At 39.3% G+C, this 23,604-nt stretch carries 16 protein-coding genes; 12 read left to right on the top strand and 4 right to left on the bottom strand.

The window, feature by feature from the left end:
- Positions 1-353 precede the first annotated feature (353 nt).
- Positions 354-2,207 (top strand): alkaline phosphatase PhoX, encoded by a 1,854-nt coding sequence (locus KO495_RS17370; protein ID WP_215981679.1) that lies wholly within the window; start codon positions 354-356, stop codon positions 2,205-2,207.
- Positions 2,208-2,394: 187 nt separating this feature from the next.
- Positions 2,395-4,263 carry a hypothetical protein gene (locus tag KO495_RS17375; RefSeq protein ID WP_215981680.1) on the top strand — a complete coding sequence of 623 codons (1,869 nt, stop codon included), beginning with the start codon at positions 2,395-2,397 and terminating at the stop codon, positions 4,261-4,263.
- Positions 4,264-4,385: 122 nt separating this feature from the next.
- Here KO495_RS17375 and KO495_RS17380 read toward each other — a convergent pair whose 3' ends face one another.
- The gene (locus KO495_RS17380) at positions 4,386-5,960 is read right to left on the bottom strand and encodes an HD domain-containing phosphohydrolase (protein ID WP_215981681.1); all 1,575 of its coding nucleotides are present in this window, start codon (positions 5,958-5,960) and stop codon (positions 4,386-4,388) included.
- 284 nt (positions 5,961-6,244) lie between these two features.
- Between KO495_RS17380 and KO495_RS17385 the strand changes: the two genes are divergently transcribed.
- Genes KO495_RS17385 through KO495_RS17395 form a run of 3 tightly spaced genes read left to right on the top strand, consistent with a single transcriptional unit; the run spans position 6,245 to position 9,622 of the window.
- The gene (locus tag KO495_RS17385; RefSeq protein ID WP_215981682.1) at positions 6,245-8,122 is read left to right on the top strand and encodes an adenylate/guanylate cyclase domain-containing protein; all 1,878 of its coding nucleotides are present in this window, start codon (positions 6,245-6,247) and stop codon (positions 8,120-8,122) included.
- A 38-nt stretch (positions 8,123-8,160) separates the two neighbouring features.
- On the top strand, positions 8,161-8,730 hold the full coding sequence (locus KO495_RS17390) for a hypothetical protein (protein WP_215981683.1): 570 nt from the start codon (positions 8,161-8,163) through the stop codon (positions 8,728-8,730).
- Position 8,731: 1 nt separating this feature from the next.
- Positions 8,732-9,622, top strand: a complete 891-nt coding sequence (locus KO495_RS17395; RefSeq protein ID WP_215981684.1) for a M48 family metalloprotease — start codon at positions 8,732-8,734, stop codon at positions 9,620-9,622.
- Positions 9,623-9,756: 134 nt separating this feature from the next.
- Here KO495_RS17395 and KO495_RS17400 read toward each other — a convergent pair whose 3' ends face one another.
- Positions 9,757-10,821, bottom strand: coding sequence for a phospholipase A (locus tag KO495_RS17400; protein WP_215981685.1), 1,065 nt, complete (start codon positions 10,819-10,821; stop codon positions 9,757-9,759).
- 437 nt (positions 10,822-11,258) lie between these two features.
- On the opposite strand from KO495_RS17400, the gene KO495_RS17405 reads away from it, so the two are divergent.
- From KO495_RS17405 to glnS, 6 genes are all read left to right on the top strand, one after another.
- Positions 11,259-14,360 (top strand): efflux RND transporter permease subunit, encoded by a 3,102-nt coding sequence (locus tag KO495_RS17405; protein ID WP_215981686.1) that lies wholly within the window; start codon positions 11,259-11,261, stop codon positions 14,358-14,360.
- A gap of 103 nt (positions 14,361-14,463) precedes the next feature.
- On the top strand, positions 14,464-15,579 hold the full coding sequence (locus KO495_RS17410) for an efflux RND transporter periplasmic adaptor subunit (protein ID WP_252739047.1): 1,116 nt from the start codon (positions 14,464-14,466) through the stop codon (positions 15,577-15,579).
- A gap of 104 nt (positions 15,580-15,683) precedes the next feature.
- Positions 15,684-16,445: a 5-oxoprolinase subunit PxpA gene (locus KO495_RS17415; RefSeq protein ID WP_215981688.1), complete on the top strand. Its 762-nt coding sequence runs from the start codon at positions 15,684-15,686 to the stop codon at positions 16,443-16,445.
- Between the two features lie 47 nt (positions 16,446-16,492).
- On the top strand, positions 16,493-17,221 hold the full coding sequence (pxpB, locus tag KO495_RS17420; RefSeq protein ID WP_215981689.1) for a 5-oxoprolinase subunit PxpB: 729 nt from the start codon (positions 16,493-16,495) through the stop codon (positions 17,219-17,221).
- The gene (locus KO495_RS17425; RefSeq protein WP_215981690.1) at positions 17,214-18,227 is read left to right on the top strand and encodes a biotin-dependent carboxyltransferase family protein; all 1,014 of its coding nucleotides are present in this window, start codon (positions 17,214-17,216) and stop codon (positions 18,225-18,227) included. The genes pxpB and KO495_RS17425 overlap by 8 nt, the downstream gene beginning before the upstream one ends.
- Before the next feature lie 218 nt (positions 18,228-18,445).
- Positions 18,446-20,116, top strand: a complete 1,671-nt coding sequence (glnS, locus tag KO495_RS17430) for a glutamine--tRNA ligase (protein ID WP_215981691.1) — start codon at positions 18,446-18,448, stop codon at positions 20,114-20,116.
- A 161-nt stretch (positions 20,117-20,277) separates the two neighbouring features.
- On the opposite strand, the gene ilvN is transcribed toward glnS, so the two are convergent.
- Positions 20,278-20,775, bottom strand: a complete 498-nt coding sequence (gene ilvN / locus KO495_RS17435) for an acetolactate synthase small subunit (RefSeq protein WP_215981692.1) — start codon at positions 20,773-20,775, stop codon at positions 20,278-20,280.
- Positions 20,775-22,502 (bottom strand): acetolactate synthase 3 large subunit, encoded by a 1,728-nt coding sequence (locus KO495_RS17440; protein WP_215981693.1) that lies wholly within the window; start codon positions 22,500-22,502, stop codon positions 20,775-20,777. The genes ilvN and KO495_RS17440 overlap by 1 nt, the downstream gene beginning before the upstream one ends.
- A gap of 509 nt (positions 22,503-23,011) precedes the next feature.
- Here KO495_RS17440 and KO495_RS17445 point away from each other — a divergent pair.
- Entirely contained in the window at positions 23,012-23,587 is a 576-nt protein-coding gene (locus KO495_RS17445) for a DUF4136 domain-containing protein (protein WP_215981694.1), read from the top strand.
- Positions 23,588-23,604 lie beyond the last annotated feature (17 nt).

Consider the following 23,604-nt stretch of genomic DNA (forward strand, 5'->3'; position numbering starts at 1 on the left):
GTAGCTTATTAGACAATGCAGGCGCTTATTGTCCTGAATAACTACATTACTAAGGCTCTGCCTTGTATAAATACAAACACCAACAAAATCTGCAAAAAATCTCGAAAGATCAACAGTCCTAGGTTTTTAGCTAAATAATGCTAGCTGGTCTTATCATATTACGCCCTTACTGACAGCGTTATGTCAGTAGTGTTTTATTAAAAATTTATTCATCGCACAAAAGTCACAAAATTGTCACTAATTTGTAAATAAGCAATTCCATACTCTTTTTGCCATTTGGTAGTCGTTGTTATTAGGTGACTCCTTAACAGCGATACAAAAATTTTATTATCTAAAAATAATTAGGAAGAGCAATGTCTACATCAATAGTTAATACAAAAAAGTACAATAAAAGTAAATTATCTCTATTGTCTCTGTCGGTAATGGTTGCCTTGACAGCATGTGATGGTGATGACGGTAAAGATGGTATTAATGGCGCAGATGGCGCTGCAGGTGCCGATGGTATTGATGCTCCTATTGTTAGCGTTGACCATACACCAGTGTTAACACGTTTGGCCACCGTGCCTACTGGCGCGGAAGTGACAGGTGCGTTTTTAACGGATGAAGGGGATTTGTTTTTCAATGTTCAGCATCCGTCAGATGCTAACGTTGAAACTGATAAAGTCAATGCAAAGGCATTTAACAAAGGTACCGTTGGTGTTTTACGTGGTGTTAACTTTAATAACTTACCTAAAAACGTAGTGAGCTCTCCAGTACCGCAATCAGACTTTGAGCGCCAAACGGTAGTTTCAGCTTTAGGTGAATATCAAATTTTAGGTCAAACACAAGATACTTTTAGCGAGCTAGGTGCTAACGGTTTGGCCAAAGGTTTAGGTGTTCATTACGGTATGATCAGCGGTGATAAAATTATTGAAAACAATGCACCAGATTTTAACGGTTATGTGTCTACCGGTGAAGGTGAGGGTTACCTTTTTACTAACTGGGAATCGTACCCAGGCGGTATGAGCCGTATGAAAATTGAAAAAGATGAATTTGGCAGTTGGTCAGTGAAAGACGCAATGATGATTAACTTTGACCATGTTGGTGGCACCGCAGCAAACTGTTTTGGTTCGGTTTCACCTTGGGGAACACCGTTAACCTCTGAAGAGTGGATTGTTAACTCTAGCGTTAATTCAACGACTTCGCCTAGTTGGAATGATCCTGCCAATACCAATACTGATGGTATTGAAGCATTAACAGCGCCTGATTTTCCTAACCCTTATCGTTATGGTTATATTGCCGAAATAACCGAGCCTAAAAGTGCAGAGCCTATCGTTGTTAAACATTACACTATCGGGCGCTACGAGCATGAAAACTCAACGGTTATGCCTGACAGAAAAACGGTTTACTCATCACAAGACGATACCGGTGGTGTGCTATTTAAATTTATTGCCGATACGCCAGAAGATTTAAGTTCAGGTACCTTGTACGGCGCTAAGTTAAAACAAGACCAAGGAAGCTCAGATCCCGCAACTACTGGTTTTGATGTAACTTGGGTTGAAGTTGCTCGAGGTGATAATACTACCATTGAAGCGTGGATTTCTGAATATGACGGTATTGATACTGATGATTACGACTCAGGGCTTTCAAGTTACATGACTTTAGCGGACGTTCAAGCTTGGGCTAATGGCGATGCTACTTACCCAAGTGTTGAAAATGGTGGAAGTAAAGTAACAGCGGGTCAACCAATGGATGATCGCGCTGCGTTTTTAGAGTCTCGTCAAGCAGCTAAAATGAAAGGTGCAACTGCTGAGTGGCGTAAGCTTGAAGGTATTAGTATTAACCATGACCGTGCATTAGAAGCCGTTGGTAAAGAAGAAGCCGTTGCTGGTGAAGATGTTATGCAAGCTTTCATGTATTACGGTATTGCTGATATTGATAACACCATGATTGATGGCGAAGGTGATATTCAGTTATCTGCACGCGTTAAAGATTGTGGTGGTGTTTATCGTTCTAAACTCGAAGAAAATTATGATATTAAACGTATTGAGCCAGTCGTTATGGGTGGGACTTACCGTTCAAGTTTAACGGGAGCAGAGCGTTGTGATGTTAATCAATTATCGCAACCTGATAACGTTATTGTGATGAAAGACGGTCGTATTATTATTGGTGAAGATGGTTTCCAAGAAAATAATACCTTGTGGATGTACGACCCTAAATCTAAATAACCTTTAATTTGGTTAAATAGTTTGGATAGGTTACTTAGCTTTAATTCAATCGCTAACAGGTCTTGTATTTGAGTTAGTTAAGTAAAAAATCGTGCAAATAAAATGCAAAGCAAGTAGCGCTTAATCTACTTGCTTTGTTAATAACTACATAAAAACCTTCAAGTAACTCGTAATAATAAGATACCTTATGAAAATTAACGCCCTTAAAAACCATATTTATAAAGCCAAAATGTTACGTGTTTTAATGCCAGCAATTGTCTGCGTTCTAAGTGCATGTGGCGCGGATAAAGTTGAGCACCAAGACGAGCAGTTTAGCCAGAAAAATGTTGAGCAAATAGTCCAAGAGTATCCGTATCAAACTCAGCAAAACATTCCTGCTATGGCATATATTGAGCATGGCGAAACTTACAATGCAGAAACCGTTATTCCACCGCAGTGTTATACCAAAACTGACGGGGTTAATAACCCGTGTTATGCATGTCATCAAACTTATCGTGGCGATAAAGATCGTAGCAATGCCATGAATGATGGCGCACTACAAGGGGAATATCAGTTTTCAGATTTAGGCGTAACTAATCATTGGAAAAATTTATTTATTGATCGACGTCCACTGATAAAAAACATTTCAGATGCACAAATTAAAGACTGGATCGCACAAGATAACTACAGTGACTTTATTGACAAACAACAACAAGATAAGCACTGGAAAGGGGAGTACACACCCATTGAAAATCTTGCTTACCCCGAGCAAGCATTTAATCAGCAAGGCCTAGCTAAAGATGGTAGCCATTGGGTTGCTTTTAACTATAAACCGTTTCCAAGTACCTTTTGGCCAACGAATGGTTCAACTTCAGATGCGATGATCCGTTTACCGAAAGCCTTTAGAGAAGTTAATGGTAAATACTCGCAAGACGTTTATTTTGCAAATTTAGCGTTAGTTGAAATCACCATGAAAGAGCTGGCGCAAACGACACTACCCACTATTTCAGAATACAAGGTGGGAGTAGATTTAAACAATGACGGTGTGATGAGCAATGAAATTAACCATATTGTTAAGCAAGAAAATTATTTAGGTGACGCCAGTGATATTTCGCTAGAGCATACCTTGTATCCGCAAGATACTGAATTTCTGCATACTGTGCGTTACATTGGCGTTAATGAGCAAGGCGGAATTTATAACGCACCACGCATGAAAGAAGTGCGTTATATGAAAAAACATAACTTTAAAAGCAAGCAAAGTTTAGCGTCGGAATATTATTTAGAGCAAAAAGAAAAAGACTCTGAGAACCTTCCTCAAGTTAAGCAATTAGGTGACCGAGGTATTAATACCGGATTTGGTTGGACAGTAAACGGTTATATTGAAAATGAGCAAGGGCAGTTACGCCATCAATACGACCAAGAGCTTGCTTTTTGTAGCGGTTGTCATAAAACCATTGGTAGCACGCTCGATCAAACCTTTTCGTTTCCACGTAAGGTTGATGGTGTAGAAGGGTGGGGCTATCAAAACTTGGCCTCGCAGCATGATGCGCCAAATAAAGGAGAAACACAGGGTGAATTTTTAACTTACTTTGAGCGTGTTGGTGGCGGTGACGAGTTTCGTCAAAATGGTGAAATGTTAGCGCGTTGGTTTGATAAAAACGGTAAGGTTGATAGTGACAAGGTAAAAGCGGCGAATAACATTTATGAGCTGATTACCCCATCTCCTGAACGAGCATTACAATTGAATAAAGCTTATCTAACTATCGTCAAAGAGCAAAGTTATTTGTTTGGTCGTGATGCAGTACTAACCAAGGCAACCAATGTATTAGAAAAGGTTGATGAAAGTCAGCAGCCTCTTGCACATGCACATCGTTATCAATGGGATTTACGCCTTGATTGGCATAAAAATCTTAATAAAGGTAAAAAGCTAGCTAATGATAATCGCGCTGTAACAGCAAAATATGACAGTGAAGAAATCACTAAAGGTCATGACCTTATTTTCAAAGATATAACAACTGTTAAAGGTATAACGACGGTTAAAGGTTTAGCTATAAGCTCGGAGGCTACCACTCAATAAATATTGATACTAACCACCTGATGCTCAAAAAAGGTCTTTGCAAGATATCGCAAAGACCTTTTAGTTTTTCTGATTACTGATTACTGATTACTGATTACTGATTACTGGCATGAGCCATTATTTTATTTTGGATAATTCTCATAGCCAGGTAATTGGTTAATAGATACCTCGTCAATTTGTGACGAATCTAAAAACTTTTCAGCAAACTTTATATACACTTTTTGTTCGAGAAAAACATCAAATAAATCAGGGTCAATATGCTGGTCAAGTTTCATTCGAGCCATAATCGTTAGCGTTTCAGAGAGTGTTTTAGGGGCTTTATAAGGTCTATCATTCGAGGTAAGCGCCTCAAAAATATCAGCAATCGCCATAATACGTGCTTGCACTGACATTTCATCACGCTTAAGCCCCTTAGGGTAGCCGGTTCCATCCATTTTTTCATGGTGACCACAAGCATATTCAGGTACATTTTTTAAATGTTTAGGGAAGGGCATAGACTCGAGCATTTCTATCGTAACCTTCATATGGTCATTAATAATTTGACGCTCTTTAGGGTTCAATGTACCGCGTTTGGTAATTAAGTTATGTACTTCATCTTCACTTAAGATGGGTTGTAATACCCCTGCAATAGACACTTTGTAATGTTTAGCTATTTTATAAACGCGATTAATTTTTTCATCGTCAAAAAACTCACCACCGGTATTAGCATGTTCAATAAATTTTCTATCAGACTCTAAAGTTTTGAGTAACGATAACTTACCTATGTCGCTATGTTTTGTAGAGTAGGTAATATCACGTGCGGCAATTTCAAAACGGGCACTTACTAGCGCCATTCTATCGAAGACAGTTTCGAGTTTTTTTGACTTATCCATTACGTATTCAGGCGTTGCCACTTTCCCGCAGTCATGTAGCCAAGCAGCAACGCTAAGCTCGTGAAAATCTTCAGCTTGCATAGCGAATTCTTGTAAGGGGCCATTATCAACATCATGGCAAGCTTGCGCTAACATCATGGTTATTTCAGGTACGCGGCGACAGTGGTTGCCGGTATAAGGCGACTTTCGATCTATGGCTGCAGCAATAACCTGAGAAAACGAAGCAAACAGTTGCTCCATACTGTCGATTAGTTGTTTATTGGTTAAAATAATGGCTGCAAATGAAGTTAGTGCTGAGATTGTACGTATAACATCTTCACTAAAGGCAATAATGTTACCTTGCTCATCAGTGGCATTAATCAATTGAATAACACCATTTAACTCTTGCTGATGATTTTGCATCGGCATCGTTAATACTGATTTTGTGTGATAATTGTTGCGCTGATCCATCGCTTTAGCTGCGGTGAAGTCATAATGAGTACTTGCATAAACATCCTCAATATTAATGATGTCTCTCGTCGCTGCAGCAATAGCAACCATAGCACTTTGATTAGTTTCACCGTGCTGGTAAATATTAATAGGTGCAAAATCAATAGGACTGCCACTTGTGCCACCTAAATGGTAGTTCAAACTATTATTCAGTACGGTATCAAACACTAGGGCTTGTTGATTTTCGTCTTCATTCTTTGTTACTGAGTAAATAGTACCTGCATCGGCATTAGCAAGTAGCATAGCGCGCTGTAATATTTTTTCTAATAACGCGTAATGGTTTTTTTCTGTAGACAGTGCGTTGCCAATTTCGACAAAATGCTCAATATTGTTCATAAAAACTCCTGTAGCTCTGTTCAAGTATAGGTTTATTCTATGATTTGTTCAGAAATACAATATAAATGTCGACAATGATTGTTATAACTCCAATATTATACTTATCTTCAGGCAACCGATAGTTAAGCTTTAAGTTAATATAAGAGAAGCTTATCGTTGAGTGAAACTTAATCTAAATAAAAATAAGCTAATTAGAGGTTTTTATAGTAGATTTATTAAAGAGAATAGGGCTAAGGTGAAGTTAGGCTAAATTAAGCCAGAATCAAGGTATTACTAAGCTAATCATGAAGTTAAATAAAAACCAAAAACATACATTTATTATCGGTTTTATTTTATTAATAACGTACTTTACCGCTTTGCACTTTAAATTATTGGCAAGTGCTAATTTTTCAATGTTTGATTGGCAGTCTGCGAAAATCTCTCCTCATTTACCTGTTGATAATGATATTGTTGTGATTGCCATAGACGATTATAGCTTAGAGAAAATAAGCCCTGTAGCGGGACGCTGGCCTTGGCCTAGAACTGTACATGCTCAACTTGTTGAAGGGTTAATTCAACAGCAAACATTTGATAGTAGAAGCCAAAGTGAGCAGCAGCCAGCCTTAATCGCCTTTGATATATTATTTGCCGAAGCTGATATTTACCGACCCGACGCAGATACCTACTTCAACGAAATATTATCGACCACCGATAAAGTATTTTTTGCAACCTTAGCTTTAAGGACGCAGTCAGGAAAAGGACAATTAATAAGCACTTTACCTACAGCGTTGGGCTTACAGGCAACACCGAGCGCAGTTATTGATGCTCGAGCTCGTTTTATGCTGCCACAAGCAATTAACAAAGAATACTGGCAGTTAGGGAGCATCAATTTTAGTGCTAGCGCTGACGGTGTCGGTCGTTACTATGATGTTAATAAAAACATAGATGGTTGGCAAATGTTGTCATTACCTGCAAAGTTAATACAATCGCTAAGTATGCCGTTACCTAACGTAGATAAGGTGTTATTGCAGTGGCAAGGGCAGCGTGAACAACCTTATAAAACATTGAGTTATGTTGATGTTTATCAAGCAATAATGGACGGTGACAAGCAGTTACTAAGTCAGCTTTCCAAAAAAATCGTTTTAGTTGGCGCTACAGCATCAGGGTTATTTGATGCACGCGCAACGCCAATCAACCCCCACTTGCCGGGTGTTTATATGTTGGCAACCGCGATTGATAATTTAAAGAATAAGCAGTATTTAGAACCAGCTCCTATGGCGGTTAATTATATACTGATGACGTTGTTTCTAGCGTTTATAACCGTAAGTTTTATTGGGGGAAGTAAGTATTCTCACCGATTAATACGAGCGGGTGTCGTCACATTAGCTTTGAGTTTGGCGCTAACGGTTGGTAGTTATTATTTATTGTTTCAGCAATATGCTTTATTTGTTGGTGGGCCTATTGCGTGGTTACTCATTTCGTTTGTCGTATTTTCTTTTTATTATGGTTATCTTGAATATCGTAATCGTCAACAGGCATTAGCAATGTTCGGGCGCTTCTTGCACCCCGAAATGGTCACTACATTATTGGCTGAAGGCGCATTATCACCTGAAAAGCTTAATCAAAAAAAAGAGTTAACAGTGCTTTTTTCTGATATTCGTAGTTTTACTCAAATAGCTGAAAAAAATGATACGCAGCAAGTGGTTGAATTATTAAATGATTATTTTAATCAGCAAGTGAAAGTGATATTTCAACACCGCGGTACGTTAGATAAGTTTATTGGCGATTGCATTATGGCTTTTTGGGGCGCGCCGGTGAATAATGAAAACCACGCCGTAGCGGCCATCGATGCGGCACTGGAAATGGAGCAGAGAGTGCTTGCCTTTAAAGAGAGCTTACCTGAGCACCTACAGCACTTCGATATTGGTATTGGCATTCATACCGGCGAATGTCTTGTTGGAATGATTGGCTCAGATTTGCGTTTAGATTATACCGTTATTGGTGATACGGTAAATTTAGCGAGTCGTATCGAAGGGTTAACGAAAAATAATGCCCGTATATTAGTGTCAGAACAAACGAAAATAGCGGGGGAACATACCTTTGATTTTATTTATCATGGTGAGCATCAAGTTAAAGGGCGTGATGCAATGGTAAAATTGTATCAACCTCAATATAAAACGTGATGAACTGAGTAATCACATATAACAAATGAGAGTGAATTATGAAAAGTAATGAAGTATTTTCTTTTTCAGGTGTCGCTTTAGCGACCATGTTATTAACAGTGACAAGTGTAAACGCTAATACCGAGCGTAGTGCACGACTTATTAATGACGCACCTCTTTTAAAGCAAGCCAACCCGCAAGGTGAAGTTATTGCGGTGCTAACTCAAGGCGTTCCAATTACGGTAAAGTCGCGTCAGCGTGCTTGGTATTTTATTACTCAAGATAGTGTTAACTCGACTCCTAATTCCAGTAAAGCTAAGCAGAACTCAGTAAATCATCATGGTGTTTCTGGCTGGGTAAGTATGCTCAGTGTTCGTTTTCTAGCACAAGCAAAGAGGCAGGGTGAGAGTGGGCTTGAAGGCGTTTTAGCCAGCACAAGTAATGATACACTATCAACAGTATCGACCGGGATTCGTGGAATTGATGAAAATGACATACAAAGTGCAGAAGCAAACTTGGAGCAGGTTAAGCTCTTAAGTAGCTATGCTACAACTAAAGAAAGTGCCTTAGCGTTTGCTAAAGCAGGTGAGTTAGTTACTCAAAAAGTATCAGTAAAGGAGGAGAATTAACATGGCTATATCAATAAAGAAAACTTCTATACTGACTTTACTTGCTACTTCACTATCAGCACTATTACTTAGTGCTTGTCAAAGTACTGATATTAAAATAGGTGATATTAACGTAGGTCATTTAGTACATCATGGGCTAGAAGCTGTAAATGCCAGAGCTATTGACGAAGAACAAGAAATTCAAATTGGTTTAAATATGTCAGCGGTATTGCTGGGGGCTCGACCGCTTGTTGAGCAAAATAATATTAACCATTATGTTAATCAAGTAGGAATGTGGTTAGCGAGCCATAGTGACAGACCTGATTTACCTTGGACATTTGGTGTTATCAATAGTGAATCCATTAACGCCTTTGCCGCACCAGGAGGGTATATTTTTATTACTTCAGGTATGATTGCTCAGCTTGATAATGAAGCGCAACTTGCTGCTGTACTGGCCCATGAAATTATTCATGTAACGGAGCAGCATCATTTACAGGCAATACAAGAAGGAACACTTCGTGTCGCTTTAACAGAAAGTTTATTTGTTACCACACAAGTTTATCAGCAAAATACTAGTGCGAGCAGCAAGCAGGTTGCCTATAGTGAGTGGGCTAAAACGGCAACAGATACCGCTCAATATTTGTATGTTAAAGGCCTAGATCGAGGAGATGAATATATCGCTGATGAATACGGTATTCGATTGTTAGCAAAAGCGGGGTATGATCCTTATGCTTTTGTTGATAATTTACAGCTATTATCGTCTATCTCTCCCGATGACACTGCTTTAGCGCTAATGTATAAAACACATCCTACACCAGGGCAACGCCTAGCCGAGATTGCAGGGCACCTTGATAATTTGCCAGTCACTGATGGTTTATTGTTAACTGATCGTTTTGTAAAGGTTATGCGTTAAAAAGTTATGCGCTAAAATTTGTACATCGTGAGCGTATTTAAGCTTAGTCTCGATTAGTTGCAATTTCTAAAGTACAGGCAGGTACACGTTATGTTTCCTGCCTGTACTTCATTATTTTAGTTTAGTCGTTATCATTATAAAAACGTGGTTAGAGCAATACCAATGCCCAAACGCTGTTGGTTATAGTTATAGTCAATTAAGCTTTCACCATAACCATTACTGTATTGCGCATAACCTCTGAGCTTACCCCATAATGGGAAGGTAATGCCTACCTCGACAAAACGTCTATGATGAGAAAAGTTTTCTCTTCCTTTAAATGAAAGCTCATAATCCTTACTGAACTTATAAGCCATACCTAATTCAAAGTGTCCCATATAATCCAGAATGTCAGGGTTATCATCACCATTACTGCTCTTTGGTGTAGCTTTTTCATTTTCTGGGATGCGATACCAAGGTTTAAACGATAAGGCGAAGTTTCGTTTTTCATATAAGTAAGTTATATACACTCGGTTCCAGCTACGAGATAAGTCCTGAGAACGGCCATTTGATTGATGCTCAATTCCGAGTACTATCGCCGAGTTTCCTCCAAAAGGATGAAACCCTATGGGGGCTAAATAGAAAAACTCAGGGTTGTAATTAGTTTCCCTAAATGGTTTTGATATTTTATCTGAGTACATTTGCCACCATGACTCAATAGTAAAACCAAAAAAGAGTTGATCGCCTTCAACTAATAAGTCATTAGCTAATAATGGGATTTTAATACTTAATTGAAACTTAGCTTCAATATCTTCGAGATTTCCATACCAATTATCATGAGTTTTATATGCTTCTTGATTAATACCGTCGGTGAGTAATGCAGGCAATATATAGTTCATTTTATGTGGCGTCATAATATAAGGATCAGAAGCACTTCTTGTTTCTTTTATTAGTCGGTGACTTAACGCGCCAAGCTCTATATTTTTTCCATCATCCCTTTCTATAATTTTTTTAGCTACTTCATTTTCACAGTGCTGCTCTATTTGAGCAAGGGTCGTGCTTTTATCCGAGTTTTTAATACTACTAAATAGGCAAGACTCAAAGCGTAATTGATTTTTTGTTTTAGGCTCTAATTCTAACTCTAGCTCTTTGGGCTGTTCTGCATAAGATGAAAAACCTAAAGTACTTAACAACAACACGCTTATATGATTTTTTATGGGCATTCGAGTAAAAGGCATTCTTATTGAACCTAAGATAAGAGGAAATGGGCTTTATTATAACCAACGCGTACTTTTCCTCAACCAATAGCGTTTTTAGTTTTTGTAATGTCGAATAATACTAATGCGTGGATAAGTTGAATTCGGCGCATCAGCGATAAAAGTATGTCAATTTATGTCTTTATATTGCAGCATATTTCTTCTACGTAATTGGTCGTATTTAAACTGTTATTAAGCGCAAGCGGCTTTCATTAACTCAACCCCTTTGTATATTTAATGAAAATAAATGTCATGGAAATGCAACCAAATACCCATTAAGTGTTACTCATTAGTGCTACACATTTTTGTGACAGGTTTACTGAAATGTTATGGCTTGATTGGAGTTTTATTGTGGTTTAGTTGTTAATTCTGGTTGTACAGAGTTACTTTCTCAAGGAGTTGAAATGAAGTTCACTAAAAGCGCACTTGCTAGTCCCGCAGCAGTAGCCGTTGGAATTGCCTTAATCCTTTTGGTGGGCTTGTTAAGTTTATTTAAATTACCTGTCCAGTTATTTCCTGATATAGAGCGACCGCAAATTAGTATAGAAACCTTCTGGCGAGCGGCATCACCAAAAGAGATTGAATCAGAAATTATTGAGCCACAAGAACAAGTCCTACGAGGTATTGCTGGCTTAAGCTCAATGAATGCCTTTGCTAATCGTGGGGCAGCTTTCATTAATTTATCATTTGATATTGATACCAATATGGATCAAACCTTAATTGAAGTGATCAGCCGTATGACTCGCGTGGCTAACTTACCCAGAGATGCTAGGCCTCCACGTATCATGCTTGGTGGTGGCGGGGGAGGAAACACCCCAGCGTTAACATTTTTCTTTTTACAAGCGTTACCGGGCAATAATTTAGATATTAATGATTATATTGATTACGCCAATGATGTGATTCGTCCGCGTCTTGAAGCCATTGAAGGGGTTGCCTCTGTGCAGGCAAATACTGGGCAAGTAAGAGAAGAGCTGCAAATTCGTTATGACCCAATCAAAGCCGCAGAACTAGGCATAGAAATCCCGGCGTTAATTCGCCTAGTTACGGCTAGTAATGATGTTTCAGGTGGTTTTGTTGATGTTGGTAAACGCCAATATACCTTACGTTATAACGGAAAATATGATGTTGAAGAGCTCTCGCAGTTAGTATTAGAGGCTCGCGGTGGGCGCAATATTCGTCTTAGTGACATTGCCACTGTGTCTGTTCAGCGTAATGACCCTCAAGGTGTTGCGGTACAAAATGGTAACCCCGCGTTTTCTATGCGTATTAACCGCGCCAATGGTGCAAACGTGTTAGATGCGCTCAACAGTGTAAAAACGGAAGTGGAAGCCATCAACAAAGAATTACTTGCCGATAAACAATTAGTGATGGTGCAATCGTTTGATGCCTCGGTCTTTATCTATCGAGCGATTAATCTAGTGACAGGGAATTTATTTTTAGGCATCGTGTTATCGCTGTCAGTGTTGTGGTTTTTTATTCGTCGCATGCGAGCAACTTTTATTATTGCTACGGCTATTCCGGTGAGCTTATTAAGCACTTTTATTGTCTTAGAAATAACGGGGCGTTCACTTAATGTAATTTCCCTTGCTGGGCTAGCGTTTGCCGTTGGTATGGTATTAGATGCCGCGATTGTCGTACTCGAAAACATTTTGCGTATGCGTGACAAAGGGTTAAATGCTCACGACAGTGCAGAGCAGGGCACTAGTCAGGTTTGGGGCGCATTACTGGCGTCAACCGCGACCACAGTCGCAATTTTCTTACCCGTATTCTTTCTTAAAGACATTGAAGGTCAGCTATTTGGTGATTTAGCGTTAACTATTGCCATCGCGGTTTCTATCTCGCTTATTGTCGCGGTGGTTTTATTGCCTGTATTAGCTAAATACTTTTTAACGCAAAGCACACTTAACGATCCAAACCAAAAACTTTGGCAGTCAATCACTTCCTCAGTGATGAAGTTAACCAACTCTCGTACTAAACGATTAACGGTATCGCTAAGCTTGCTGATCATTCCTGTAATGGTGAGTGTTATCGCCATGCCAAAATTGGATTACTTACCACCAGTTAAACGAGACGCAGTGGATGCGTTTTTACAACTGCCGCCGGGGATGAATATTAATACTATTGAGCAAGAGGTTGTTAAGCCGATAGTAGAACGTTTACAGCCCTATATGAATGGCGAAAAAGAGCCAGCACTGAAAAACTACTATATTTTTGCAGGCACATTTGGCAGTAACTTAGGTATTAGAGCGCAAGATCAAAGTAAAGTGAATGAGCTACTTGAAGTCGTAAAAAAGGAAGTGTTGATTGACTTACCAGACACTCAAGTTTTCGCTCGTCAGGGTAATTTATTTGGTGGTTTTGGCGGTGGACGACAAGTACAAATTCATTTGCAATCTAAAAATATGACGGGATTGCAAGAAGCTGCTCGCCAAGGCATTGAGCTAGTCAAAGTAGCCATTGAGGGAGCTAATGTTAATGCTAACCCAGGTTTGGCGATGTCAGAGCCTGAAATTAGTTTAAACCCAAATGATCGCACTATTATCGAGCAAGGCTGGGATCGTCGAGCGTTAGGTAGCGTAGTACGTACTTTAGGTGATGGTTTATATGTAGGTGAATACTTTAATGGGAGTAAACGCTTAAATATGATTTTACGTACCGATGGCTGGAGCGATCCTGATAATTTAGCCGATGTGCCTATGGTTACAGGTAATGGCGGCGTTTCACAATTATCGAGCTTAGTGGATATTGAACGCACTGTTGGGCCAAGTCAGTTAAGGCGCATTAATGGGCATCGCACCATTAGCCTGAATGTATCACCACCGCAAGGATGGTCACTAGAAGAAACGATTACGGTCTTAAAAGAGCAAGTGGAGCCTAAGCTTAAATTGGTTATGCCCGATGACGGTAATATTTTATATGGCGGTAGTGCTGATCAACTCGCTAAAGCCATTACGGTGATGGGAGAAAACTTTGCTTTTGCTTTAGTGATTCTTTTTTTGTTAATGGCTGCCTTGTTTAGATCAGTCAAAGATAGCATGTTAGTGGTTATTACCATCCCATTAGCGACAGTTGGCGGTATTTTAGCAATACAATTGCTTAACTTAAGCGTTTTTCAACCACTTGATTTGTTAACGATGATTGGCTTTATTATTTTGCTGGGCTTAGTGGTAAATAATGCCATTTTATTAGTTCATCAAACTCGTGTAGGGCAACAACAAGGCTTAAGTCGAACCCAAGCCATTGAACAGTCATTAGTGCTGCGCTTACGACCTATTTTTATGAGTACCACAACCAGCTTCTTCGGAATGTTGCCGCTGTTATTAGTACCAGGTGCCGGTAGTGCTATTTATCGGGGCTTAGCCGCGGTTATTGTCGGTGGTCTTGCTTTTAGCACGTTATTTACCATTGTCTTATTACCTTGCTTATTAAGGTTGTCATTACAAGACTTTCGGTTGGGTAAAGCGCATAAGGATGGGGTAATGAACCCTACATTAAAAAATGCTTAGTTATGCTGTTTACAAATAAACAAATAAACAAATAAACAAATAAACAAATAAACGAATGGATGAGTTACCTAATTAGTAGAGACTTCTGAGGGAAATGATGAACATGATATTAATAAATAAATTAAATAAAAGCGGACAGGTTGTTCAAAGGATAAGAGCGCTCAAGCTATTAGCTGCTAGTACAACATTAGTCATGATGGTATTTAGTGGACAAGCCTTTGCACAAGAGCCTGAGCAGGGGCATTTAGTCAGTATTGAACAAGTTAAAAAAGAGCAAGTTAATCCTACCATGTGGTTACCAGCCAATGTGATCAGCCGTAAAAATGCCCCTATTTCAGCAGAGCAAACCGGTCAATTACTTTGGGTGGAAGAAGTTGGCAGCCAAGTCAAACAAGGTCAATTGCTGGCGCAATTAGACGATCGCCATTTAAAATTGCAATTAAAGCGACAACAGGCGCAAGTTAACCAGCATCAAGCGAATGTTGATTATCTACGTGGGCAGAAAGCTCGCTTTGCCACGTTAAGTGAAAAAAATAATTCTGCGCTCAGTGAGCTTGAACGCGTTAGTAAAGATTTAACCGTTGCAATAAACGAAACGGCAGCTTTGTCTATTGAAGTTGAGCAAACCTTATTAGCTATTGAAAAAACGGCAATAGTTGCGCCATTTAGCGGTAATGTTAGCGAGCAGTTTGCTCATGTTGGGGAGCTGATCACCATTGGTAGACCCTTATTACAATTAACCGATACTAAAAACTTAGATGTTAGTATTGCGGCGCCTATTGCTATTGCGCCTTTTTTAACGCGCGGTCAAAAAGTAATGGTAAAGTGGCAGCAACAATTAATTCAGTTGCCTATTCGCACTTGGAGCCAAGCAGGTAGTCAATTATCTCGCACGTTTGAAGTGAGACTTGCCGCCGATAACTTAGCGATTATCGCGGGCAGCGCTGTCACAGTTTCTTTACCTAAGCAATCTCCTAGGGATGCGATTTTAGTACCTCGCGACGCTTTAGTGTTACGTGAAAATGAAACCTATGTATTAACCGTATCAGATCACCAGGCTAAAAAAGTGTCAGTACTTGTGGGTCAAGGTATTGAACGCTGGGTATCGGTTATTGGTGAGTTAGCAGCAAACGATAATGTTGTCGTACGCGGCGGAGAACGTTTACTTGATGGTCAAAAAGTTCGTTTTTCTGGTGAGTTAGTTGCCGCGGTTAAGTAAGCGTTTTACTCAGTGATATATTGTGCCGTGTGAATCACGAAAATCTGCACTTTACCAGCTAACATGTATATAATCGCGTTAGATAAATGATAGCGAGAGAGCAGATGAAATTAAATTGCGATTTAGGTGAAAGCTTTGGTAGTTGGACTATGGGGCTAGATGAGCAGGTGATGCCTCATATTGACCAAGCCAATATTGCTTGTGGTTTTCACGCCGGTGACCCGCTCATCATACAAAAAACTTTATTACTAGCAAAGCAGCAGCAAGTAAGCGTTGGTGCCCACCCTAGTTACCCTGACTTAGTTGGCTTTGGTCGGCGCTCCCTTAATTGTACCGAGCAAGAAATTAACGCTTTTATACTCTATCAAATAGCAGCCCTTGACGGCATGGCTAAGGCTGAAGGGCTAGAGTTAAGCTATGTTAAACCTCATGGCGCGCTATACAACGACATGATGAAAAACGCCACAATACGAATAGCTATTATTAAAGCGGTATCTCAATATCAAAAAGCTCGGCAAAAAACGAACAAAAATTCGATACTTAAATTAATGATACAGGCGACGCCACAATTTAATCAGCATCAACAAGAAGCACTAGCGTATGATGTTGAGCTATTAGCAGAAGCCTTTGCCGATAGATGTTACGATGATGATGGCAGCTTACTTTCTCGTCAAAAAGCTGAAGCTGTTCACTCAACAGAAAATACTTTAAAACAGGTTAAACAGCTCTGTGAACAAGGTACTATTACCACCATTAGCGGTAAAGTATTAACGTTGAAGGTTGATAGTATTTGTGTTCATGGTGATAATCTTGCTGGCGTTGCAGCGATCACTGACATCAAGGCATTAATTGCTCAAGTTAAATAAGCCAAATTCAGATTAACTAGCAGAGATTAACTAGCAGAGATAAATGAATGACAACAAATAGTGCACCAACCATTAGTATTGCCGGTGAAAATGCGTTAATTATTTATTTTTCTGATAAGGCCTGTGATGAAACTGCAGCCCTTATTCATCAAGCCGAGCAGTTAATTCGCACTAACTTGCAAGGCAGCTTCATTGATTTAATCCCTTCGTACGCGTCTATTTTAGTGATGTTTGATATGTTAGCGCTTGATCATCATCAATTACGCAATAAACTGCGCTCGTTACTAACGAATCTCAGCCTAGATAGCGCATCACGTGGTGAGATAATAGAGCTGCCCGTATACTATTCCACAGAGTCAGGTCCTGATTTATTGGCTATTGCCAGTAAAGCACAGTTAAGTATTGATGAGGTTATTGCTATTCATCAAGCACAAGAATATCGGGTTTATGCTATTGGTTTTGCACCAGGCTTTGCTTATTTAGGTGAGGTTGACTCACGTATTGCCATGTCGCGGTTAACAACGCCACGACTGAAAGTCCCTAAGGGAGCGGTTGCTATTGCTGACCGACAAACGGCCGTTTACCCAAGCGAATCTCCAGGTGGCTGGAATATTATTGGTTTATGTCCAATTGAAATGTTTAGCCTTAAAAGTAAGCCATCAATGCCTGTTAACGTAGGAGACAGGGTAAAGTTTAAAGGCATTTCTAAACAAGAATTTATTGCTTTAAGCGGCGTGCTAGACAATGCCCAACACGGTAGCATGATTAATGAATAATCTTACATCGTTATTTAAAGTACAAAACCCTGGTATGCTCACTTTGTTGCAAGATGGTGGGCGTTATGGTGCATTTAATAATGGCTTAACTAATGGTGGGCCACTAGATAATACCGCGTTTTATTGGGCTAATCGTTTATGCCATAACCAACCCAATGACGCCATGCTTGAAGTAAGCCTTGGTGGTTTAACCCTAATTGCCTGTATTGACAGCATTATTGCCTTAACTGGCGCTGACATGCCGCTAACCATTAATGGCCACGCTAAAGCATTGTGGCAAAGTCACTTTGTTAAAGCAGGAGATGTCATTGAATTGGGTTATGCCGTTCATGGACTGCGTAGTTATTTGGCTGTTTATGGCGGTTTTTCGGTTACTAATGAAGTGTTGAGTGACTGCTTTGGCAGTAGTGCGACCGTGTGTAGAGAAAATATTGGTGGTTTGCACGGTGATGGCAGTAAATTAGTTGCAGGTGATATGTTGATGTGTTCAACGGATAAGTTAGCACATCAAAATAGAGAGCATGATAACAAGGCAATAAAAAGTATAGTGCGATTAAAGCTGCCATGTAAGCAACAGCCGCAATACCATGACGCCATTGTATTGCGTACTATATTAAGTTATCAACAACAGCACTTTTCAGCGCTACAGCAACGATTATTTTTTAGTAGTGAATATCAAGTTTCTGCAAATTGTGATCGTATGGGCTATCGCCTAACGGGTAAGGCGATTAAATCAAAGATTAACGGTATTTTATCTGAAGGTATTTGTCATGGGGCGGTGCAAATCCCCAGTGATGGACAGCCTATTGTCTTACTTAATGACAGGCAAACAATTGGCGGCTACCCTAAAATAGGCTCGGTTATTGCCTTTGATACGGCTAAACTTGCCCAAGCTAAGCAAGGGAGTAGCGTGAGGTTTGAGGCCATTAGTATGGAAGAAGCACATAATATATTTCATCTAAACCGTAGCTTATTAATGCGAACAGAGCTAATAGAGTGTCGTTAATGGTCACTTATGCAGTGATAAGTTATTAAGCTTTTTAAACAAGGCGCCTAAATAAGGTATTTTAATAATGATACCTGTTACCTAACCTAAGAAAATTAGCTAAATATCATTGAACAAAGTATAAAAGGCTTTTATTAACGCTATTCGCTCTTGCAATCCCTTGTTATAATGCCTGAATATAGCAAGTGTCTAGTTTCTTTTTTTGAGGTTTATTCTAAATGTCGGATACCGAAAACCGCCCAACAAATTTTATTCGCAATATCATTGATGAAGATTTAGCAAGTGGCAAACATAGTAAGGTTCAAACCCGTTTCCCGCCTGAGCCTAATGGCTTTTTACATATTGGTCATGCTAAATCTATTTGCTTAAATTTTGGTATTGCACAAGATTATCAAGGGTTATGTAATTTACGTTTTGATGATACCAATCCTGAGAAAGAAGACATTGATTATGTTCATGCTATCCAAAAAGATGTTTCGTGGTTAGGTTATGAGTGGGCAGGAGATATTCACTATTCTTCAGATTATTTTGACCAATTACATGGTTATGCGGTTGAGTTAATTGAAAAAGGCTTAGCGTATGTATGTTTCTTAAATGCTGATGAAACACGTGAATATCGCGGTACGTTAAATAAACCAGGAAAAAACAGTCCATATCGCGACACTTCGCCACAAGAAAACTTAGACTTATTCGCTAAAATGAAAAATGGTGAATTTGAAGAAGGCATTTGTGCGTTGCGCGCTAAAATAGACATGAGTTCAAGCTTTATGTGTTTACGCGATCCTATTATTTATCGCGTGCGTTTTGCTCACCATCACCAAACAGGTGATAAATGGTGTATTTACCCAATGTACGATTTTACGCATTGTTTATCGGATGCTATTGAAGGTATTACTCACTCTATTTGTACGTTAGAGTTCCAAGATAATCGTCGTTTATATGACTGGGTTATTGAGAACGTGTCTGTGCCAGCAACACCACGCCAGTATGAATTTTCACGCTTAAATTTAGAATATACGTTAATGAGTAAGCGTAAACTAAATACCTTAGTTGAAGAAAAGTTAGTAGATGGCTGGAACGATCCGCGCATGCCAACGATTGCAGCATTTCGCCGTCGTGGTTATACCCCAGGCTCATTACGTGAGTTTTCAAAACGTATTGGCGTGACCAAAATGGATAACACCATTGAAATGAGCGTGCTTGAAGCTTGTATTCGTGAAGACTTAAATGACAATGCACCGCGCGCAATGGCAGTGCTTGACCCTATTAAATTAGTGATTGAGAACTACCCCGCAGATAAGTCGGAAGAGTTAACTGTTAAAAACCATCCAAGTGATGATGAGCAAGGTACGCGTATTGTGCCATTTAGCAAAGAGCTTTACATTGAAGCTGAAGACTTTAAAGAAGAAGCTAATAAAAAATATAAACGCTTAGTGTTAGGCAAAGCGGTACGTTTACGTGGTGCTTATGTTGTTACGGCAACGGGTTGCGACAAAGATGAAGACGGTAACGTAACTACGGTTTATTGTAGTTATGACGATCAAACTCTAGGTAAAAATCCAACCGATGGTACTAAACCTAAAGGCGTAATTCATTGGGTTGATGCAGCAAAATCACTTGATGCAACGGTACGCTTGTACGATCGTTTATTTACAGTGCCAAACCCAGCAGCAGAAAGTGACTTTAAAGAAGTGATTAATCCTGAGTCATTAGTGGTAATTAATCATGCTAAAGTTGAGCCTGCGTTAGCGCAAGCTAAGCCTGAGTTAGCATACCAATTTGAACGACAAGGTTATTTCTGCTTAGATAACGATATTCAAGAGCAGGGCGCGTTAGTGTTTAACCGTACGGTTGGCTTGCGTGATACTTGGGCTAAAATATCAGCTTAGATACTTAGCGTACTTATCAGCGAATAAAAAGCCTGACTGGTGTTATCGAGTCAGGCTTTTTTGTGAGCGATTACTTTAACTCTGTACTTTAATTCTGTACTGTAACTCTGTGCTTTAATTCTTGTACTTTGATTTTACCTGTTAAAGGTTCGTCTAAAGCACTATGCTCTTAACGCTTTATCGCCGCGAGCAATACCAACGCAGCCTGAACGCACCGATTCTAAAATCTCAGTTTCATGTTTTAATGTTTCAATAAAGGCATTGAGCTTATCGGCATTACCTGTCAGTTGTATGGTGTATATTTGCTTACCAATATCAACAATATTACCTCTGAAAATATCAGTTATACGTTTTACTTCAGTACGTGATTTTTCTGTTATCGCCACCACTTTCACTAACAATAATTCACGCTCAATATGCTGGCGATCAGTAATGTCGGTAATTTTTAACACATCAACAAGCTTGTTCACTTGCTTAACAATTTGCTCTAATACTTTATCGTCACCGCGAGTTGCAATGGTCATACGTGATAAGGTGTTATCGTCAGTGGGGGCTACGGTTAAGCTTTCTATATTAAAAGCTCGTTGTGAAAAAAGACCGACGATACGTGATAGTGAGCCAGGTTCATTTTCCATTAAAATAGCTAATATACGACGCATTATGCTTTTACTCCTTTACTTAACCACATTTCATCAATTGCTCCAGTGCGAATATGCATAGGGTAAACATGCTCTTTTTCATCAACGAGTACATCAACAAAAACTAAACGATTTTTAATGCTAAATGCTTGTGCTAATTTGTCATCTAACTCATCTAAGGTATCTATTTTGATGCCAACATGGCCATAAGCTTCTGCCAGTTTAATAAAGTCAGGTAACGACTCCATATAAGAAGAAGCATGGCGTCCGTCATACACCATATCTTGCCATTGGCGAACCATACCTAAAGAGCGGTTATTCAACGTTACAATAACTACAGGTAAGTTATATTGCATACAGGTAGAAAGCTCTTGAATATTCATTTGAATAGAGCCGTCACCGGTGATGCAAATGACATGTTTATCAGGAAAAGCTATTTTTACACCCATTGCCGCCGGTAAACCAAAGCCCATAGTGCCAGCACCACCTGAGTTTATCCACTGGCGTGGTTTGGAAAACGGGTAATATTGTGCAGCAAACATTTGGTGTTGGCCAACATCAGAGCAAACATAGGCTTCGCCATTAGTGACTTTGTAAAGTGCTTCAACAACACGTTGTGGTTTGATTTTTTGATCGTTATCTTGCTGATAGCTAATGCTTTTTCTATCACGCCATAGGTTAATTTGTTGCCACCATTGAGTTAGCGCTGTTTCATCTGGAGTATATTCAATGGCTTTAAGTTCATTTAACAGTTGCTGCATAACAACATTGAGTAAACCAACCACAGGAATATGAGCATTAATGGTTTTTGAAATAGACGTTGGGTCAATATCAACATGAATAATGGTCGCATTAGGACAAAATTTCTCAACGTTATTTGTTACCCTGTCATCAAAACGCACCCCAAGCGCTAAAATAACATCAGCATTAGCCATAGCTTTATTGGCCTCTAAACTGCCGTGCATACCTAACATACCAATAAATTGTTTATGGGTACCGGAAAGTCCGCCTAATCCCATTAGCGTATTAGTTGTTGGCGCTTTTAAAGTTTCGACAAGTTGAGTTAATAACTCAGAAGAGTCTGATAACACCACGCCGCCGCCAGAATATACAACAAGCTTTTTGGCGTTATTAATTGCCTTAACTGCTTTTCTGATTTGTTTTGGGTGACCCTTAACATTTGGGTTGTATGAACGCATGGTAACGTCGGTATTAATGTGAAAATGGGCTTTGTTTTGCGGAATTAAAATATCTTTAGGTAGCTCTACCACAACGGGCCCAGGGCGACCTGTACTGGCAAGATAAAACGCTTTAGCTATGGCGTCAGGAATGTCAGCTAAGCTGCGACAGCTAAAGCTATGTTTAATGATAGGACGGGTACAGCCAACAATATCGGTTTCCTGAAAGGCATCATTACCAATGAGTGAACTGGCAACTTGCCCAGCTAAAACAACCATAGGAATAGAGTCCATGTACGCGGTGGCAATACCGGTAACACAGTTAGTTGCGCCTGGGCCAGAAGTCGCTAGTACCACACCAACTTCACCCGTGGCACGACTGTAACCATCTGCCATATGAGTTGCTGCTTGCTCGTGACGTACTAGAATATGCTCTATTTCATCTTGCTGAAAAATAGCATCATAAATGTCTAAAACTGAGCCACCGGGGTAGCCGAAAATGTATTTCACCTTAAGCGCGGATAATGATTTTACCACCATTTCAGCACCGCTAAACACTTCAGTTGCCATGTTGTTATCCTACTTTATATATTATTTAGTTATTGTTGCTTTAATTTTGCTCTTTATAAAACTGATCTGCGCCAAATAAAAAACCCCCGACTTATAAAAGAGCGGGGGTTTATGATAATTGACTTAATGTTAATTGACTAAGCACAACTCTCCCCGCCACTACGTGACAACGACGACCAATAAGAGGACAGAGGTAAAAGTGATTTGCTTAATAGTAGAAAACATTATTATCAATAAATAAAAAGATACTTAGCACTATTTTTAAAGGCTTTACTTTATGATGTCAACCATTAAATACGTTATTGTGATAAAGGATTTTTTTAATTTACTCGGAAGGTTGATTTTAGCTTTTAATACGGTTTTTAGTAGCTATTCGTATTTTAATTACAGTTTGCCTGTATTAACGTGTTGTTATGATTTATATTTACAGTGATTACATTTCTAAACAGTAATATTGTTATTGATGTATTACTTTGGAATATACCAACAAACGCCAAATGGAAGATACGATGCTTAAAATTAAACTACTTTTAGTTACCACTTTACTTATATTAAGTGTTGGCTGTACAAGTAACTCTGCAAAAATTAGTTTTGATAAAAACACTAATATTGATACTAAAAACTATAAAACATTTGCTTGGTTGACCACAGCTAAAATAATGGCGCCACCAACAGATATTAACCCAGTAATGAAAGTTCGTGTTGATGAAAGCATTGAACAAGCTTTCATTGCTAAAGGTTATCAGTTAATTGACGACGCTGAAAAAGCTGACTTCACTATTTCTTATACGGTAGGCAGTAGAGAAGAAATTAAGGTAAACAGCTACCCATCTACTTATAACACTGGCTTTGGTTGGGGAAGTGGTTACTATGGCGGCCGTGGTTTTTACGGCGCATCAATGGGGACAGACACTAGCGTAAGACAATATACTCAAGGTAAGTTAGCGATTGATGTTTATGACGTTAAAACGCATCAACCAGTATGGCATGGTTGGGCAACTAAACGTTTGTCGTCAGATGATAAAGAAACACCATCAGCAACAATTAATGATGTTGTTTCACAGGTTGTTAATCAATTTAACTAACCTATTGCAAGTAAATT

It is taken from the genome of Colwellia sp. D2M02 (genome assembly GCF_018860755.1).
In the GTDB taxonomy this organism is placed as follows: domain Bacteria; phylum Pseudomonadota; class Gammaproteobacteria; order Enterobacterales; family Alteromonadaceae; genus Colwellia; species Colwellia asteriadis.

Excerpts from the sequence above, each read along its gene's own strand:
- KO495_RS17370 (WP_215981679.1), top strand. The coding sequence starts at position 354 with ATGTCTACATCAATAGTTAATACAAAAAAGTACAATAAAAGTAAATTA.
- KO495_RS17375 (WP_215981680.1), top strand. The coding sequence starts at position 2,395 with ATGAAAATTAACGCCCTTAAAAACCATATTTATAAAGCCAAAATGTTA.
- KO495_RS17380 (WP_215981681.1), bottom strand. The coding sequence starts at position 5,960 with ATGAACAATATTGAGCATTTTGTCGAAATTGGCAACGCACTGTCTACA.
- KO495_RS17385 (WP_215981682.1), top strand. The coding sequence starts at position 6,245 with ATGAAGTTAAATAAAAACCAAAAACATACATTTATTATCGGTTTTATT.
- KO495_RS17390 (WP_215981683.1), top strand. The coding sequence starts at position 8,161 with ATGAAAAGTAATGAAGTATTTTCTTTTTCAGGTGTCGCTTTAGCGACC.
- KO495_RS17395 (WP_215981684.1), top strand. The coding sequence starts at position 8,732 with ATGGCTATATCAATAAAGAAAACTTCTATACTGACTTTACTTGCTACT.
- KO495_RS17400 (WP_215981685.1), bottom strand. The coding sequence starts at position 10,821 with ATGCCCATAAAAAATCATATAAGCGTGTTGTTGTTAAGTACTTTAGGT.
- KO495_RS17405 (WP_215981686.1), top strand. The coding sequence starts at position 11,259 with ATGAAGTTCACTAAAAGCGCACTTGCTAGTCCCGCAGCAGTAGCCGTT.
- KO495_RS17410 (WP_252739047.1), top strand. The coding sequence starts at position 14,464 with ATGATATTAATAAATAAATTAAATAAAAGCGGACAGGTTGTTCAAAGG.
- KO495_RS17415 (WP_215981688.1), top strand. The coding sequence starts at position 15,684 with ATGAAATTAAATTGCGATTTAGGTGAAAGCTTTGGTAGTTGGACTATG.
- pxpB (WP_215981689.1), top strand. The coding sequence starts at position 16,493 with ATGACAACAAATAGTGCACCAACCATTAGTATTGCCGGTGAAAATGCG.
- KO495_RS17425 (WP_215981690.1), top strand. The coding sequence starts at position 17,214 with ATGAATAATCTTACATCGTTATTTAAAGTACAAAACCCTGGTATGCTC.
- glnS (WP_215981691.1), top strand. The coding sequence starts at position 18,446 with ATGTCGGATACCGAAAACCGCCCAACAAATTTTATTCGCAATATCATT.
- ilvN (WP_215981692.1), bottom strand. The coding sequence starts at position 20,775 with ATGCGTCGTATATTAGCTATTTTAATGGAAAATGAACCTGGCTCACTA.
- KO495_RS17440 (WP_215981693.1), bottom strand. The coding sequence starts at position 22,502 with ATGGCAACTGAAGTGTTTAGCGGTGCTGAAATGGTGGTAAAATCATTA.
- KO495_RS17445 (WP_215981694.1), top strand. The coding sequence starts at position 23,012 with ATGCTTAAAATTAAACTACTTTTAGTTACCACTTTACTTATATTAAGT.